The organism is Pseudoalteromonas luteoviolacea, assembly GCF_001750165.1.
Taxonomy (GTDB): Bacteria; Pseudomonadota; Gammaproteobacteria; order Enterobacterales; family Alteromonadaceae; genus Pseudoalteromonas; species Pseudoalteromonas luteoviolacea_G.
The window spans coordinates 4,390,257-4,406,844 of record NZ_CP015411.1 but is presented as its reverse complement, the minus strand read 5'-3'; the positions used below and the strand labels follow the sequence as shown (position 1 = coordinate 4,406,844).

General features: G+C 42.7%; 11 protein-coding genes and 1 other RNA gene. 8 read left to right on the top strand and 4 right to left on the bottom strand.

Features of this window, described 5'->3' with window-relative positions:
* The first annotated feature begins 12 nt into the window (after positions 1-12).
* From petA to S4054249_RS18930, 5 genes are all read left to right on the top strand, one after another.
* Positions 13-603 (top strand): ubiquinol-cytochrome c reductase iron-sulfur subunit, encoded by a 591-nt coding sequence (gene petA, locus S4054249_RS18950; protein ID WP_046355772.1) that lies wholly within the window; start codon positions 13-15, stop codon positions 601-603.
* Between the two features lie 104 nt (positions 604-707).
* Positions 708-1,931, top strand: a complete 1,224-nt coding sequence (locus S4054249_RS18945) for a cytochrome b (RefSeq protein WP_046355869.1) — start codon at positions 708-710, stop codon at positions 1,929-1,931.
* Positions 1,928-2,665 carry a cytochrome c1 gene (locus tag S4054249_RS18940; RefSeq protein ID WP_046355771.1) on the top strand — a complete coding sequence of 246 codons (738 nt, stop codon included), beginning with the start codon at positions 1,928-1,930 and terminating at the stop codon, positions 2,663-2,665. The genes S4054249_RS18945 and S4054249_RS18940 overlap by 4 nt, the downstream gene beginning before the upstream one ends.
* Positions 2,666-2,763: 98 nt before the next feature.
* Positions 2,764-3,387 carry a stringent starvation protein SspA gene (gene sspA, locus S4054249_RS18935; protein ID WP_046355770.1) on the top strand — a complete coding sequence of 208 codons (624 nt, stop codon included), beginning with the start codon at positions 2,764-2,766 and terminating at the stop codon, positions 3,385-3,387.
* A complete protein-coding gene (locus S4054249_RS18930; RefSeq protein WP_046355769.1) occupies positions 3,387-3,839 on the top strand; it encodes a ClpXP protease specificity-enhancing factor in 453 nt (150 codons plus the stop codon). Before sspA ends, S4054249_RS18930 begins: the two co-directional genes overlap by 1 nt.
* 41 nt (positions 3,840-3,880) lie before the next feature.
* On the opposite strand, the gene dolP is transcribed toward S4054249_RS18930, so the two are convergent.
* The 4 genes from dolP to S4054249_RS18910 are packed head-to-tail and all read right to left on the bottom strand — an operon-like array spanning position 3,881 to position 7,326.
* Positions 3,881-4,447, bottom strand: a complete 567-nt coding sequence (gene dolP / locus S4054249_RS18925) for a division/outer membrane stress-associated lipid-binding lipoprotein (protein ID WP_046355768.1) — start codon at positions 4,445-4,447, stop codon at positions 3,881-3,883.
* Between the two features lies 1 nt (position 4,448).
* Positions 4,449-5,033 (bottom strand): SIS domain-containing protein, encoded by a 585-nt coding sequence (locus S4054249_RS18920; RefSeq protein WP_046355767.1) that lies wholly within the window; start codon positions 5,031-5,033, stop codon positions 4,449-4,451.
* Between the two features lies 1 nt (position 5,034).
* Positions 5,035-5,400 (bottom strand): YraN family protein, encoded by a 366-nt coding sequence (locus S4054249_RS18915; protein ID WP_046355766.1) that lies wholly within the window; start codon positions 5,398-5,400, stop codon positions 5,035-5,037.
* A gap of 51 nt (positions 5,401-5,451) precedes the next feature.
* Positions 5,452-7,326, bottom strand: a complete 1,875-nt coding sequence (locus S4054249_RS18910) for a penicillin-binding protein activator (RefSeq protein WP_046355868.1) — start codon at positions 7,324-7,326, stop codon at positions 5,452-5,454.
* 62 nt (positions 7,327-7,388) lie between these two features.
* Here S4054249_RS18910 and rsmI point away from each other — a divergent pair, with 62 nt between their 5' ends.
* The 3 genes from rsmI (at position 7,389) to S4054249_RS18895 (ending at position 16,178) form a co-directional block, all read left to right on the top strand.
* Positions 7,389-8,249 (top strand): 16S rRNA (cytidine(1402)-2'-O)-methyltransferase, encoded by an 861-nt coding sequence (gene rsmI, locus S4054249_RS18905; protein WP_046355765.1) that lies wholly within the window; start codon positions 7,389-7,391, stop codon positions 8,247-8,249.
* Positions 8,250-8,295: 46 nt separating this feature from the next.
* Positions 8,296-8,656: RNase P RNA component class A (rnpB, locus tag S4054249_RS18900), an RNA gene on the top strand.
* Between the two features lie 355 nt (positions 8,657-9,011).
* The gene (locus S4054249_RS18895; protein ID WP_046355764.1) at positions 9,012-16,178 is read left to right on the top strand and encodes a LamG-like jellyroll fold domain-containing protein; all 7,167 of its coding nucleotides are present in this window, start codon (positions 9,012-9,014) and stop codon (positions 16,176-16,178) included.
* Positions 16,179-16,588 lie beyond the last annotated feature (410 nt).

The following is a 16,588-nucleotide window of genomic DNA, read 5'->3' as shown; positions in this document are numbered from 1 at the left end:
GGAGATAAGTGGATGAGCAATGCGCCTGTTGACAACAGCCGACGCCGTTTTTTAACTATCGCTACCTCTGTCGTAGGTGGTGTTGGTGCGGCTGGAGCTGCTGTTCCTTTTATTGCGTCTTGGAATCCAAGTGAGCGTGCTAAATCTGCAGGGGCTCCTGTAGAAGTGGACATAAGCAAACTTGAGCCTGGACAATTAATTCGTGTTGAGTGGCGAGGAAAACCTGTGTGGGTTATCTATCGTACACCAAAAATGTTAGAACAAATGAAACAACACGAAGGTCAACTTCGTGACCCTAACTCAGATGAAGCACAACAGTTAGATTCGGCGAAAAATAGCTATCGTTCTAAGCGAGAAGAGATTTTTGTTGCTGTAGGGATCTGTACCCATCTGGGTTGCTCTCCAACATTTATGAATGGTGGGTTTGGAGAAAAAGTGGAAGGTACAGCAGACGGTTTCTTCTGCCCGTGCCACGGCTCTAAATTTGATATGGCTGGGCGTGTGTTCCAAAATGTGCCTGCGCCACTGAATTTGGAAGTGCCCCCATACACCTTCCTAGATGACACCACGATTTTAGTGGGTGAAGAAGAAGAGGTGGCATAATGGCAACTAATTACGAAGAACAAAATCAGGCTGTAAATGAGCCTAGCAAACAATCTAGCGGCACGATTAGCTCAGTCGTAGGTTGGATAAATGATCGTATTCCTATGACACGCGTTTGGAATATGCATATCGCGCAGTATCCTGCTCCTAAAAACTTCAACTTTTGGTATCTCTTTGGCTCGTTAGCTATTTTGGTACTGGTTAACCAGATTGTGACGGGTATTTGGTTAACGATGAATTTTGTGCCTTCAGCTGAGGGCGCATTTGCTTCTGTTGAGTATATCATGCGTGATGTCGAGTACGGTTGGCTACTGCGATATCTTCACTCCACTGGCGCGTCAGCATTCTTTGTGGTTGTGTATTTGCATATGTTCAGAGGCATGATCTATGGCTCTTACCAAAAGCCCAGAGAGCTATTATGGTTATTTGGGATGTTGATATTCTTAGCGCTGATGGCTGAAGCATTTATGGGCTATCTGTTACCTTGGGGTCAGATGTCATTTTGGGGAGCGCAGGTAATTATTTCCTTGTTTGGTGCAATCCCTGTCATTGGTGAAGATTTAACACTTTGGATCCGAGGTGATTATGTTATCTCGGGGGCAACTCTTAATCGATTCTTTGCGCTGCACGTTATCGCATTGCCATTGGTTTTGGTGATCCTTGTGTTCTTGCATATTGTTGCGTTGCACGAAGTGGGCTCTAATAACCCTGATGGTATTGAGATTAAACGTAAAAAAGGCTCTGTTGCTGAAGAGGACAAACCAAACTTTAAATTCCATGAATACTACACCAATAAAAAAGATGTGGTGGATGCAATTCCTTTCCATCCTTATTACACCGTAAAAGATGTTTTAGGTGTGGCAGGGTTCTTGATTTTATTCTGCTGGGTCGTTTTCTTTATGCCGGAAATGAACGGTTTCTTTTTGGAAGCGCCTAATTTTGAAGCTGCTAATCCGCTGAAAACACCTGAACACATCTTCCCTGTTTGGTATTTTACACCTTTCTATGCGATTTTACGTGCTATTCCTGATAAACTAGCAGGCGTAGTGGCTATGGGCGCGTCGATAGTTGTATTGGCATTATTGCCATGGCTTGACCGAGGTAAAGTACGCTCAATTCGTTATCGTAGTAAATGGCATAAGTTGAACATCGCACAATTTGTGGTGACCTTCCTGATTTTAGGTTGGGCAGGGGCTACGCCGCAAACCGTGTTTTCAACGATTTTGTCGCAAATATGCACCGTAACGTATTTTATGTTCTTTGTGTTGTTGTATGTGTATTCAAAGAATGAAGTGACCAAGCCACTACCAACGAGGTTGACAAAATGATGAAAAAGCTATTGATCGGTTTATTCGCATTGTTGCCAGCCTTAACAATGGCAGCAGCTCCATCGGTTCCACTTATGGACGCTAATATTGACTTGAGGGATAATGCATCGTTGCAACGTGGCGCTAAATTGTTCATGAACTACTGTTTAGGCTGTCACCAGATGCAATACCAGCGTTATGAGCGTACGTTTCGTGACATTGGTATCCCAATTGAAATTGGGAAAGAGACACTCATTTTTGATGACTCTAAAGTAGGTTCGCACATCTTAAACTCAATGTCGAAAGATGATGCTGCTACATGGTTTGGTGCGGCGCCGCCAGACTTAACGCTAATTTCTCGCGTTAAGTCACCAGACTATATATACACATACTTAAAGTCATTTTATAAAGATGAGTCTCGTCCTTTTGGTGTGAACAATATCGTATTCCCACTTGTGGGGATGCCTCATGTTCTTCAAGAACTACAGGGCTTGCCAATGCCAATTACTGAAGAAGTAGTTGAAAATGGTGAGACGGTAACCAAGATAGTGGGTGTCGAAACTGACGGCTCCGGTGAGATGAGTGACGATGAATATGACCAAGCAGCGAGAGATCTCACTAACTTTTTAGCATATGTGGGTGAACCTTCTCGATTAGAATCTGAGGCAATAGGTATCAAAGTGCTTGGATTCTTGGTAATCTTCTTCATCTTAGCTTTCTTATTGAAGAAAGAGTACTGGAGAGACGTTCATTAATTTGAACACTCAATGGTGATTATAGGTAATAGGGGCATATGCCCCTATTGCTGTTTAAAGTGATTTGATTACTTTGTGATTAATTTATGGAGGTAGGCATGGCCGTAGCTGCCAATAAGCGCCCAGTTATGACTCTTTTTTCTGGTGCAAACTGTATGTATAGCCATCAGGTTCGTATCGTTTTAGCAGAAAAAGGTGTAAGTGTTGATATTCATCTGGCCGAAAAGGATAACTTGCCAGAAGCGCTACATGAAATTAACCCATATGGTACAGTTCCGACGTTGATCGATCGCGAACTTGGCTTGTATCAAGCTAATATCATTATGGAATATTTGGATGAGCGTTTCCCGCATCCACCATTAATGCCAGTTTATCCAGTTATGCGTGGCCGTAGTCGCCTTATGATGCATCGTATTGAAAGCGATTGGTACAGTCTTGCTGAGAAGATTTTATCAGGCAATGATGTTGAAAATGCGCGTAAAGAATTAACTGAAGCCTTGCTTGCGGTTGCACCTATCTTTGGCGAAGCACCTTACTTTATGAGTGAAGAGTTTAGCTTAGTAGATTGCTTCATGGCACCACTATTATGGCGCTTACCACAGCTAGGTATTGAGCTTTCAGGTAGCGGCGCAAGTGAGCTTAAAGATTACATGCTTCGTCTATTTGAGCGCGAATCTTTCCAAGCATCTTTGACTGATGTTGAGCGCGAGATCCGTAGCTAATGACATCTAATCGACCTTATTTACTAAGGGCGTTCTATGAGTGGATCGTGGACAATCAGTGCACGCCACACATAGTTGTCAATGCCAACTTTCCTCACGTGCAGGTCCCTGTCCAGTTTGTACAAGATGGGCAGATCGTGCTTAATGTGAGCCCAAGTGCGGCGAACAACTTCAGCATGGATAATGATGCGTTAAGCTTTAGTGCGCGTTTTTCAGGGCAACCGATGCAGGTTTACGTCCCTGTTGATGCAGTACTGGCTATTTATGCCAGAGAAAATGGAGAAGGCACTATTTTCTCGGAGCCTAGCATTGAGGAGGAATACGAAGAAGAAGCGTATGACTCTACAGATGAGACAATGCCAGAAGTTGAAGAGAACCCAGAAACTGAGGCGCAGAAGCCGCCAGTCGATGGAAAGCCTAAAAAGGGCGCACATTTACGTGTTATCAAATAAAAAAAACCTGCATTGGCAGGTTTTTTATTTAGGGGGAGGTGTTAAAGGTATTCAAATGCCTTAATTACCTTTTCTACACCATGAATGTTTCGTGCAATCTCAACTGCTTTATCTGCTTCTTTGGGCGCAACCATCCCCATTAGAAAGACTTCTGCATTTTCAGTGACTACTTTGATATTACTGCCGTTAACATCATCATTTGCCAGCAGTTGAGTTTTGACTTTTGACGTCAGCCAAGTATCGTGACCCTTTGTAGCTAAACCAATATTGCTTCCAATTCTAATTTGATTAAATAGCTTCTTAACGCCAATTACCGAGCTTACTGCATTGTGCGCTTCAGTTTTCATTTCTGCATTGGCCACTTGACCTGTGAGTAGGACTGTTCCATTCACACTCACGACATTAATGTTGGCGTGTTTTGCCAGCCGTTGAACTTTTTTCAACGCAATTGTCGCTTTTATTTCTATACTATTGTCGTCTATTTGCGAACCAATTGTGCGGCGATCATTGGCAGCCGATACTGCGCCAGCAGTCCCCGCAACAACAGCAGCAGCACAGCCTTGCAATAGTGAGATGATGATAAGTAACAAGATGGGTTTTAACAGCATATTAAGCATCCTGAGGAAATAAGATATTGTCTATAAGTTGGCTCAAGCAATGTACCGTGAACATATGAGATTCTAATATACGACTTGAGCGCTTACTTGGTACTCTGATCTCGACGTCATTGGGGCCGAGTAAGCCGGTGAGTTCACCACCATCATTGCCGGTCAGTGCTATGATTTTAAGGTCTTTGGTTAATGCAGACTCGACGGCGCTGATCACTTCTTTTTCGTTGCCATTGAGTGCAATGGCAAAGAGTAGGTCACCCTCTTGCGCCACAGCACGGATTTGCCGAGCGAATAGCTCTGTCTGGCCGTTGGCTGTTTGTCCGCTTAAATTGATATTTGACTGGCTTAAAGTCAGTGCGGGCAAACAGGGTCGTTCAGTTTCATAAAAGTTGATAAGTAAACTGGCAAAGTGTTCAGCAAGCATATGGCTACTTGGTACGCCACAGCAGATCAATTTGTTACCATTGATCAATGTCTGAGAAATCACATACGCCGCTGTTTCTAATTGTTCCGGCAGTGCTTCTCCTGCTGCAATTTGCGCTTGAATACTTTCGGTAAAGATGGCTTTGATTGATTCTTGCATATTAAAAAACGTTCTTTATCCATTGTATCGTATGTGGGGTCTCCCCCTGTATTGCAACAAAGTCTACGCGCAGCGAAACATTATGCAAGGTATAATCTTGCATGTATTGATATATACTGCGCCTTAGACGCTGTTGTTTTTGCTGTGAAAGTGTATTTATGGCGCCGCCAAATCGATGGCTTTTGCGGTATTTCACTTCTACAAACACCCAAGTGTGGGTATCTTTCATGATTAAATCAATTTCTCCATATCTGCACAAGTAATTACGTGCTAGAGGAGTGAGGCCTTGTTGTTTGAGGTAGTGCTCTGCAACCTCCTCAAAATACTGGCCTTTCTTCCTTGTATTAGTAAAAATCCTATTTAGCATCCTTATATCCTTGGACTGGTGGGCGAATACGTTGCCCGCAAATGCAATTGATTATTCAACCTCTTGCATAAACAATGGCGTGGGAAGGCGCTCATCCAAACTAACCAACCTAATTTGGTTTTTGTGGTATTGCCCCCAACTCAATTTACGATGTATTTGATTAGCCTCTTTAATACTCAATGCGCCTGTCAAACCATCGAATTCCTTACCCGGTATTCTACTGAGCTGTTTGAGTTCTGGAATTAGATTTAGTGCGTCATGGGCCATCGCAAATAAGCGTTGTTCTATGTCAGCTTGTTCAGGCCAAAGTCGCGCATAGGTATCTCTTAAATTACGCTCGTTAATGGCATCAGGCAACATCCAGGGTAACTCAGTAAAATAAAGCCCTTCTAAATCCCCTTTGTCTGTTTTATCGATTTGCTTGCTGTAACTACGTGAACTCGCATAAAGCGGGATCCGTTCAGCGAATGTGCTCACGTTTACATCTAAATAAGGTTTTAAAAGGCGTGTTTCAATTGCATCACCCAAGATGTAAATTGCATCTATATCTCTTCTAGAGCGAGTTTCACTTTCAACTTCACTGCGAAATAAACTTTTTACTTCTCTAATTCTACTTTTGGAGCGATCAACCTCAAGTAGCTCAGTGATAACGTCGACCATGTCTTCACTGTTATTGTAAAACCCAGCTTCTGGCTCTGTTTTGCTGAAGTGTTGCCATTGGTTATTAAAGTGAGATATTAGTCGTTGTCCCGACGGTGTATTGGGGGCAAGCAGCATGGGTTTTTGAAATCCTTTAGCTAAGAAGTGCACCATGGCTTGTTCGACTTCATGTTCTGGGTTGAGCGCAAAATAATAATGTTCTTGGTGAATGCGTTCAGCTTCTTGTGTGTCAATTTCATTTAGGAATATTGCTGAAGATTGTGCTACAAACGAGCTTGATTTTACTTTGACAATATTGCTTTTTAATAGAGGCCCGATAATAAAATCAGCTTGGATTTTTTGTAATTCTCTGTCTATGAGCTCCGCGCTGTCCATTTCATCAATGAAATAAATTTCTTCGATTTGACTTTTATCCATAGCAGCTAAAAAGCCATTTTTTAATGCCGCGCCCAAGCGTTCACTACTGCCTGATTGAGGCAGCAAAATGGCTAACTTGGTTGCTTGGTAAGGCGCAAGGTTGATGGTAGATTTCACTTCATTGGGAATAATAAAACTACCTGGGTGGTTCTTATAACGCCTTTGCCAGTTGTTCATAGCTTGGTGTAATTGCACCGTTGAACCCAAATAAACTTGATGATATTTAGCGAGTTTCACCCAACCTTGCTGGATCACTGAACCTCGGTCAAAGCGCTCTAAAGCGTAGGAGGATAGTTGTTGTAATGCCGTCCAGATATCTTGATTTAAGCTCGTGATGTTAAGTTTGTTTTGTTGTGCAGTATCCGCGCTTTTAAAGTAATGAACGAGGGCTTTTTTGGGTAACTTTTGAGAGGCAAAAATACTGCCTTTGAGGTATTGATGCCACCCTTTGTGCTCTGCAAGGGTAAGCTGATCACTGACATTCGTTAGTATGGTGTGCGCACTTTCGTATTTCCCTTGCTCTTTTTGAGCAAAAGCAATATAGAGCTTATTTTGTACATGATCAACGCTGGCTTTCGATTCTAATTCAAAGCAGATCTGCTCTAGCATAGACCAGTTTTGTTCGTTGATCGCAGCTTCTCTTGCACTGTAAAGCACTTGAATTCTGTTTGCGCCCTGTTTTGAGAGTGCGAGCGCATAAAGTGAACTCGCATCCATATTTTCATTTGATTGCACCGCTGGCGCTTGAGTCTGCGAGTTTGTTGTTGGTTGTACGTTTTTAGGGGTTGTGCCACAGGCCGATAAACCGGACAATACAGCCACTATTAGACTTATTTTTTTCAGTTGCACTCGTATACCTTCACTCATCACCTTGTATGTGAATATCTTACTGACTGATCTTGGAGAGCTCAATGACAAAAGCTGACACCTTAGACAAAATTGGCACCCTGCATATCGTTGCTACACCAATTGGCAATTTAGAAGACATTAGTGAACGGGCGCTGAAAACCTTAGCTGACGTAGATCTTATTGCAGCAGAAGATACACGCCATACTGGCAAACTGTTGAGTCACTTTAATATTAAAGCAAAAACCTTTGCTTTGCATGATCATAACGAAAAACAAAAAGCCCAACAAATATTAGATTGGCTGAATGAAGGCAAAGATATTGCGTTGGTCTCTGATGCGGGCACTCCTTTGATCAGCGATCCTGGTTATGCCGTGGTGAATTTATGCCGTGAAGCGGGTGCTAAAGTGACACCTATCCCAGGTGCTTGTGCTGCGATAGCTGCGGTGAGCTGTTCAGGGTTACCCACTGATAAGTTTCAATTTATTGGCTTCACGCCAGCAAAAAGCCAAGCGAGACAGCAGTTTTTCACAGATGCTTTTGAGTCTGGGATCACCAGTATTATGTATGAAAGCACACATCGTATTATGGCCAGTCTCGATGATCTTGCCAGCGCGCTTGGTGAACAGCAGCAAGTGGTGTTTGCCAAAGAGCTCACCAAGACATATGAAACGTTTTTTAGCGGTGAAGTATCTGAGCTAATTGCTTTTCTAACTGATGAACCTGAACGTCAGCGTGGTGAATTGGTACTTATCTTACCTGGTAAGGGGAAAGAGACCGCGGCAATTACGCCTGAAGCGCAAAAATTAATCTCGCTTTTGGAAGCTGAAATGCCGCTTAAAAAAGCCTGTGGTGTGGCTGCAGAATACTTTGGCCTTAAAAAGAATGCTTTATACAAAGCGATTATTGCACAAAGAGAAGAATAGCAAAAAATCCGCTGTGCTTTAGGCCAGAAACAGGTATAATGCGCCGCGAGTTGGCCGGATAATCGCTGCTTGTGACGAAAATGATCAAGGGGAGGAAAGTCCGGGCTCCACAGGGCAGGGTGCCAGCTAACGGCTGGGGGGTGAAAGCCCACGACAAGTGCAGCAGAGAGAAGACCGCCAACTTCGGTTGGTAAGGGTGAAAGGGTGCGGTAAGAGCGCACCGGACCGCTGGTAACAGTCGGTTGCAAGGTAAACTCCACCCGGAGCAAGACCAAATAGGGTTCCTTATGGTGTGGCCCACATCGGAACCGGGTAGGTTGCTTGAGCCTAAGAGCGATTTTAGGCCTAGACGAATGATTATCACCTCGTAAGAGGGACAGAACCCGGCTTATAGGCCGACTCACTAATTTTAGTAGCCGCTTGAGCTTTCAAGCGGCTTTCTAATCTTAAAAGCGCAACTTTCATCGCTGTGCACATAGCTGCACTCAAATTCCATTTTATAAATACCACGGTTTCACTCAGTACCTTCCAAGATTGAATTTTTGCTTTGCGTCTATCTGTTTTTTTTGCCCGTAATTAAAGCGCTGTCATCTCTGTCATTAGGATAGCTTGGTCGTTGTACTTCTAATACTTTTATTGTTCTTATATTTTAAATAATGATATTTTGCGCATATTTTAATCCATTCCATATTCTTGGCACAATTGCATGTCATAAACCCTAAATTGAACTGTATCTGTCAATTAATAGGGGGTATTAATATTATGATGCGGACTAAACTGTGCTTAGCTTTGCTGACTTTGGGGGTGACTGTCCCCAATAGTGCTCAAGCTACCATGGCACCATTAACAATACATGTTGATGAAAATACCAAAACGAACACCACCATAGGTAAAGTGAGTTTTGTTGACGGCGTATCCGATAAAACGGTGCGTTTGGAAGTCGGTAAAACGGACATTAAAAACTGGGTAACCAATGGTGAAGCATTTGAGCCCATCTCATTTGCCTCAAGCTTTACGCAAGCGCCAATTGTTTTTGGTCAGATCCAATCCAACAGTGACTATGCAGTAGAGTATGAAGTAAGCACCTACTCTTACTCTGGCCTAACGAGTAAAAACAATAATAGATTATTGATGCGCCACCGCTTAGATAACGTGAGTGCGCAAGGCTTTGAGGCCGTACTTGAATCTGAGCTCGATAAAAAAGGCACCAGTGTCATTCAAAGCTTTACCAATACCGGTGAGGGCGAAACGCTTGGCTGGATAGCATTTGCTGAACCCATTTCAGCGTTTTGGAATGACAAGCCATTTGAAGTGGCAAGTACAGGCACTGCGGTGACGCATCAGGTGCATGGTCATGCATTTAGTGCGCCGATCACAGAAACCCCAACGATTTTAACCTCCTTAACGTCCTACAATGGCACGTCTCAAAGCGGTGTGGCGATTGATGAAGTCTCTGCAAACCGTATAAAAGTGCACATTGATAACATAGATGATGACGCCCATGCGGCTGAAAACGTCAATGTCTTCGCACTACAAGGCTCTGGCTTTTTATTTACAGAAAGCTTGGCGATTGTGGGTGAAACGGGCGTCATCAAAGTCACTGATTCAGGCAGTGAAGCGCCATTTTCTATAAATTTTTCAAAATCTTATAACAACCCGGTTGTATTCGTTCAACCAGTAGGAATAGATAAAGACATCGTTGATGCGGCGGTACGCTTCAATTTCGTCGCGCCTATGTTACTGCAAGGATATTTGCATGGTGATAATGAAAGTGTGGTACCAAATCGATTTGGTGAGTTTGAACTGCATTATCAAGTCTTTGAAGCGGGTCGCTGGGATATTCCACTAGAACATTATAGCTATGAAATCGTCTCTGGTAACGACGCCGGGGTATTCTCAGTTGATCCGGTTAAAGGTGAAATTAAAGTTGCTGACCAAACGCAATTAGATTTTGAACTAGGGAATAACCAGTATTCATTGACAGTTCGTGCAACAGATGGCGCGGGTAATCATTATGATATGCCAGTTACGATTAATGTTACTGACATTAATGATTCATTAAACAACAATGCGCAATCCATTGATGGTCTAGCAGCCGATGACTGGGCTGGTTGGTCAGTCGCCCCAGCAGGGGATGTAAACGGTGACGGTTTCGACGATATTATTGTCGGCGCTCCTCAAGCAGATGTTTATAGAAATGATGGCACCTTTATGTACGAAGATAACGGTGCAGCTTACGTTCTTTTCAGTGATGCAACGGGCACATTCCCATCATTAACAGAAGTGATCGGTGGTACTCGTGGTTTTGGTATCATGGGAGCTGAGTCTGGCGACAACGCAGGTTTTGCTGTTGCTGGTGGCGTTGATATTAACGGCGACGGATTATCAGATGTAGTAGTTGGTGCGCCTTACGCGGGAACCAATGGCGACTACTCTGGTTCAGTATATGTTGTATTTGGTAAAACTGGTACTAACTATATTCCATTGTCTGATATGAACGCGGGTGGGAGCGATTACGGTTTTGCTATTCATGGTGCATACACTGAAGACTATGCTGGTGGTACGTTAGTCGTTGGCGATGTGAATGGTGACGGTCTGGGGGATATTGTTATTGGTGAAACGGTTACGCGTTTCTTAGCAGGCACAGGCTCTTTTGCATTAAGAGATTTACTTGAAGATGGTACAGCTGATCCAAACCTAGCGTATGTTGTTTACGGTAAAAAAGACAACAATGTTGTTCAGTTAGCTAATGTTGCAACAGACTACAACGAGCAAGGTTTTGCGATTACTCGTCCAAGCCGAAAGTTATTTAGCGACTGGTATTATGGCGCACAAGTTTTACCAACGGGTGACTTTAATAGCGATGGCTTAACAGACTTTATTGTTAGCCACGGTTTATTTGTTGATACCTCTGGTACAAGTTATGTTGTTTATGGCCGTATAGGCGGAGAGGCTGTTAAATATAACAGTATTAAATCCGCAGGCAATGGCATAAAGATCACGCCACAAGGCAGCGGCAATTATGGTTTCGATTTTGGTAATGCAACTCTTGATGCACTACCTTCATTTACCACGTCTCACGTAGGTGATGTGAACGCAGATGGTGTTGACGATATTGCGTTATTGTTGACAGACACTGGTTGTTGCTCAGGTATTGATCACCCTCGTGCTTACATCATCTTTGGTGGTGTTAACGTTGTTGATGAAATCAACCTTGCGGATATTGCCAATGGCAATGGCGGTTTTGTAATACACAATGACGCTTCAAATATCGGCCATAGTGACTTACAAGTTATTTTAGGTTCAATCGGTGGTGCAGGTGACTTAAATGGCGACGGCTTTGACGACATCATTATCGGTGACCCGTTTGCAGAGGATAACAAGGGCCGGGTATACGCTGTTTATGGCCGCGCAGGTACAGAGCCTGTTTATCTTAGTGAGATCATTGAAACCCAACAAGGTTTTTACTCTGAAGGTAATGGTGGCGAGCAACTTGGGCAATTCATAGCAAGTGCTGGTGACATCAATGGCGACGGTATCAAAGACATTCAATTTGGTGCGCCTTCTGCCAACAAAAACAACTTAGAAAACACCGGTGCGGTTTACGTTCTAAATGGTGACGGTAAGTTAGTGACTCTTTGGGGCACAGACGGTGACGATACTATCACTGGCACAGCGGCAGCAGATAATATTGCTACAGGTACAGGTGACGACGTCATTCGAACTAACGGTGGCACCGATGCTGTTTACGCAGGTCCTGGTGAAGATACTATTTACATTTCTGACAACACCTTCACTCGTATTGATGCAGGCGGTAACACAGATACATTAGTATTTGACGGTTCAGGTATTAATCTAGACCTTGCAACTCAAGCTTCTCGTGTTCGTAACGTTGAAGTATTTGATATCCGTGGTTCAGGTGCTAACTCAATTACACTTAATAAGAGCGTGAGTAGTAACTCAAACTTACGTATTTTAGGTGACAACGACGACTATGTTGGTGCAGCAAATAACCAATGGGTTGACTCTGAAACAACACAAGTTATCGATAATGTAACTTATAAAGTATTTACGTCTGGCTCAGCGACTATGTTAGTGCAAGATGGTTTAACAGTGACGGTTAATAATGCCCCAACGATAGAAGACCAAACGTTTACTGTCAGTGAAATTGCTGCCAGTGGCACAGGAATTGGCATACTTGCAGCCGATGCAAATGATGTTGGTGACTTCGTTACGTTCCAAATATTGAGCGGTAATGAAGATGGTGATCTCGTATTGGATGCACAAACAGGTATATTAAGCATTAGCCCGACCATCTCCCGTTTGGATTTTGAAAAAACCGCAACTTACACACTACAAGTGATTGTGTATGACCAATACAATACGACTGACACCGCACAGATTACTGTTGACGTATTAGATATGGACTCAATGGAAATTACGTTAGAAGGTGATGTAAGTGGTGAAGGTAGCTACTGGGGCGAAAATACAGTACTTGAATTATTAGGTATGAGCTCTCCTCAGTGGGCGTCAACTGAAACTAAACATACTTGGAATGTGCCAGAAGAAAATCTGCCTGATGATCCTGCAATTATTAGAATTGAATCACACGGAAAAATCCATTATGTGGGCGGCATGGACTTATTCGGCGGTTGGGTTGAAGCTGACATTCCTCTTGAGATGGATTTAAGATTTCCGGATGAAATTGCAGCAGGTCAGCCGGTTAATTTAGCAACCAAGTTTACCGTCGGTGAAAATGCAAACTTCATTGCGTCTTCTCCAGGTGTACAAATCTCGGCTGAGTTAATTTTTGAAGATTATTTAATCAAATACGAGTCAGCGTTATTTGAAAAATTAAATGGCCAAACCAAAATCGATTACGCTTCTTATGAGAAAGTTGTCGGTTCAGAATCATTTGGTGTATATGGTGACAACTGTGCCAATGCACTTAATCGTTCTCAGTGTTACAAGTTAGACGATGGTGTTGAAGTTTACGATTTAACGCGTGAGTTGAGCGACGAGAAATTAACTTCATTAATTGAAAACAACTTCTACGAATTATCTGTTGTGACAGCGGAAGATCACGCTAGAGGCGTGAGTGACAATATCACTCATGGCACGAGTTTTGTTAATGGCGTAGATATTATTGACGTTGTATACGCTCATAAAGGTGCAGTTAATGGTATTGAAATTATCAGTACTGATGTAGCAGATCCAACTGCGACAACAATCTCTTTCATTCCTGCAAACATGACGAATGAACAGATCATCTATTTCATTAAGAATCTAACACGTGACTCTTTAGCTGAGGTGCCTTCAAACGCAAGAAAAGCGATTGAAAAAGCGATTGGTTTAGAAGTCGATAAGCTGCGTTTCTTAGCTGGTCACGATTTAACTGACTGGGTATCCGAAGAAATTTACTGGGGCTCTAACTGGACTAAGTGGCACGCACAAGCCGGCATGGAGTCAATGGAAGGAACGTCTGAACAATGTATTGATAACTATTTTGCACCAGCTGGTGAAGATTTATATCGCAGATACAAATTCAGTACACTTGATACTTTCGTAAGTGCAGCGCTAGATTTACATCAAGACTTTGAGTTGAACATTGAATCTACGGCTATTTTAGTTCTTGAAGATGGCACTGAGATTTACTTTGACCCAGAAGAAGATATTACCTTTACGCCAGAGCTTACGCATGACGTTAATAACGACGGTATGATTGACGCGACATTAACCGTCAATGCTGCATCAAAATTTGTTAACAGCACGAAAATGAATGCATTTTTCAGAATGCCATTTAAATTGCTTGAGTTTGAATACAACGTGCAAGAAGCGGTTTGTACCGCAGATAACATCTACACTATGGGTAACCAAGGTTTGATGTTTGAAAAAGGTTCTTATGGCCCACTATTAGACAGCGAAAAAGAGATCCAATATGACACCACAGACTTTGGGGGACCAACGGAAATCACAATCGCGCAAAACTCGTTCACAACCGCGTTATCATTTGACTTATGTAGTAACAGTGCAGCGTGTGGCGAACCGGTACTGTCATATGGCAACAATGCCCCAGTGGCTTCTACGGTAATATTAGCTGGCGATTTTATCGGTAAATCTACAGTATCAGCGTCATACACTTATACTGATCATGAAAGTGATTTTGAAGAGAGCTCACGTTATCAGTGGTATCGATCTGCGACAGGCAGTAATGATGATGCACAAGTTATTGATGGTGAATTCTACCAATCATACACCTTGTCATTGGAAGACATTGATAGCTTTGTGGCTTTCTGTGTAACCCCGCATGATGGTACTGATTTTGGTAACCCTGAGTGTAGTGAGTGGACCCCTGTTGAAAGCCCATATCATCAAGACTTATCTATCATGAACGGTTTTGGTCAATCTATTGTAATCAACGGTACCGATCAGAGCATGATTCAAACTATGGACTCTGGTTTTAATCCAAACAGTTCATACACGATTGAAGCGTGGGTAAAAGTGAACTCGTTGAACCCAGAAGAAAACTCTAATTTATTCACTTTTTCAGAAGACGCAAACTCTTCAAAGGCTGCGGTGAGAATATTCTCTGATGGTCGTTTACGTGTGAAAGCAACAAACACCACGTATAAGTCGACTAAGACAATCACTGTTGGTCAGTGGCAGCATTATGCTGTGAGTTATGATCAGCCGACTCAGCAGTTGTCAGTATACTTAGATGGTGAACTAATTATTTCTGAAGTAGATGCTGCAAAAGATAGTAATGTTTACTTTGTATGGGGCTCTGGCAACGATGGTACTAGCAAGAAGTTAGATGCGAATATTGATGAAGTTCGTATTTGGGATTACGCAAAATCACAAGAGTCTATCGCGGCAAATCGTTACTTAGGCGCTTCATTAAGTAACTCAAACCTAGTTTCTTACTATCACTTTGACAATATGGTTAACGGTGAATTAGAAGATCTAACAGGCGAGAGCACGATGACGTTAGTGAACGGACCAGAGCTTGAAAAGCATAATACATACTTAACGCTTGATGGTAATGGTGACTACGTTGACTTTGGTGACCCTAGTGATGGTTCACTTGACTTCGGTGGTGACAACTTCACTGCTCAAGCTTGGATCTATTTGGAACCAGGTTCACAAGATCAAACTCGTATTATTCTTAACAAGAAAATTGGTGGTGCCAGTGGTTATAAAGGCTGGACGTGGAGTGTTAACACAAGAAACCGTTTAACGTGGAAACATGATGCCGCCAGCAATGGTAAAAAAAGTTATGAAGCGACTGGTCAAAAACTTGCTACCGGACGTTGGTATCATGCTGCCGTTGTTGTTGACTGGGAAGGCAGTGCGAGAGTGACAATGTATCTTGACGGCAAGGACGTTGGTAGTAGTGCGTTAGGTAGTAAACGTAACGTAGTCAACCACGTACCACTTCGTATTGGCGCGTTCAGTTCGACAGATACAACAACGAACACCTTTAAAGGTCATATTGATGATGTAGTAATATGGACTCGTGCATTATCTAAAGATGAGATAAATGCTTGTAAAGAGGAAATGGAACTAGGTTGTCAACAAGAGTTGCTGTTGTATCACGACTTCGAACAAGATGTCCGAAAAAATAAAGCGATTGATAGATACAACGGTACTATTTTTGGCGCGGTTGAAGTAGATAACAGCCTTGATGTTAAGTTTACTACGACTGAGTATGCTGCTTTTGCTGGCAAGCTTCCAGGCGGTACTGGAGTCACATTTGGGTTAGCAGATGCGCCTGCCTACGGAGATGTAGCCATCAGCGAATACTCAGGTGAATTTATTTATACGCCAAATGGCAATGCAAATGGCGCAAGCGACTCATTTAGTTATTACATTTACAGTAGTAGTAATGGTCAAAGCCAGAAGCAGATTGTCACCATTGAGTTTGAATAAACTTACTGGCACTTAACGAGTTTAAAGCCGTGATACCAAAAAGTGTCGCGGCTTTTTTATTATGAGAAGAGGATTCGGTTTTAAATTTAACCGTTGAATCTTATTTTAAAGTCAGCCGCATAAAGCTCAAATCAGGTGTTTGATAAGTTTAGGCCGCATTTATCTTAACTGCTCCTCGCTCAATATCTATCTGTCATCTGCTCTTTCTGGATTAATTTATTCCTGAGGTGTGCTATTTGTAGATTTTAAAATTCATTTTCACGTCAGTGAGTGCATAGGTATACTGTAACCTGTATCAGTCAGCGCTGAACCGCGACTGTGGTTGATACAGTATGTAATTGTACATTTTTCACTTCAATATCCCCGAACTTGCTGCGAACAGCTCACAAAGTTACGCTAATCCGGTTTTT

What these genes read in the sequence shown, in the direction of transcription:
- S4054249_RS18930 (WP_046355769.1), top strand. Translation starts at nt 3,387, where the DNA reads ATGACATCTAATCGACCTTATTTACTAAGGGCGTTCTATGAGTGGATC.
- S4054249_RS18920 (WP_046355767.1), bottom strand. Translation starts at nt 5,033, where the DNA reads ATGCAAGAATCAATCAAAGCCATCTTTACCGAAAGTATTCAAGCGCAA.
- S4054249_RS18940 (WP_046355771.1), top strand. Translation starts at nt 1,928, where the DNA reads ATGATGAAAAAGCTATTGATCGGTTTATTCGCATTGTTGCCAGCCTTA.
- petA (WP_046355772.1), top strand. Translation starts at nt 13, where the DNA reads ATGAGCAATGCGCCTGTTGACAACAGCCGACGCCGTTTTTTAACTATC.
- S4054249_RS18945 (WP_046355869.1), top strand. Translation starts at nt 708, where the DNA reads ATGACACGCGTTTGGAATATGCATATCGCGCAGTATCCTGCTCCTAAA.
- dolP (WP_046355768.1), bottom strand. Translation starts at nt 4,447, where the DNA reads ATGCTGTTAAAACCCATCTTGTTACTTATCATCATCTCACTATTGCAA.
- S4054249_RS18895 (WP_046355764.1), top strand. Translation starts at nt 9,012, where the DNA reads ATGATGCGGACTAAACTGTGCTTAGCTTTGCTGACTTTGGGGGTGACT.
- rsmI (WP_046355765.1), top strand. Translation starts at nt 7,389, where the DNA reads ATGACAAAAGCTGACACCTTAGACAAAATTGGCACCCTGCATATCGTT.
- S4054249_RS18915 (WP_046355766.1), bottom strand. Translation starts at nt 5,400, where the DNA reads ATGCTAAATAGGATTTTTACTAATACAAGGAAGAAAGGCCAGTATTTT.
- sspA (WP_046355770.1), top strand. Translation starts at nt 2,764, where the DNA reads ATGGCCGTAGCTGCCAATAAGCGCCCAGTTATGACTCTTTTTTCTGGT.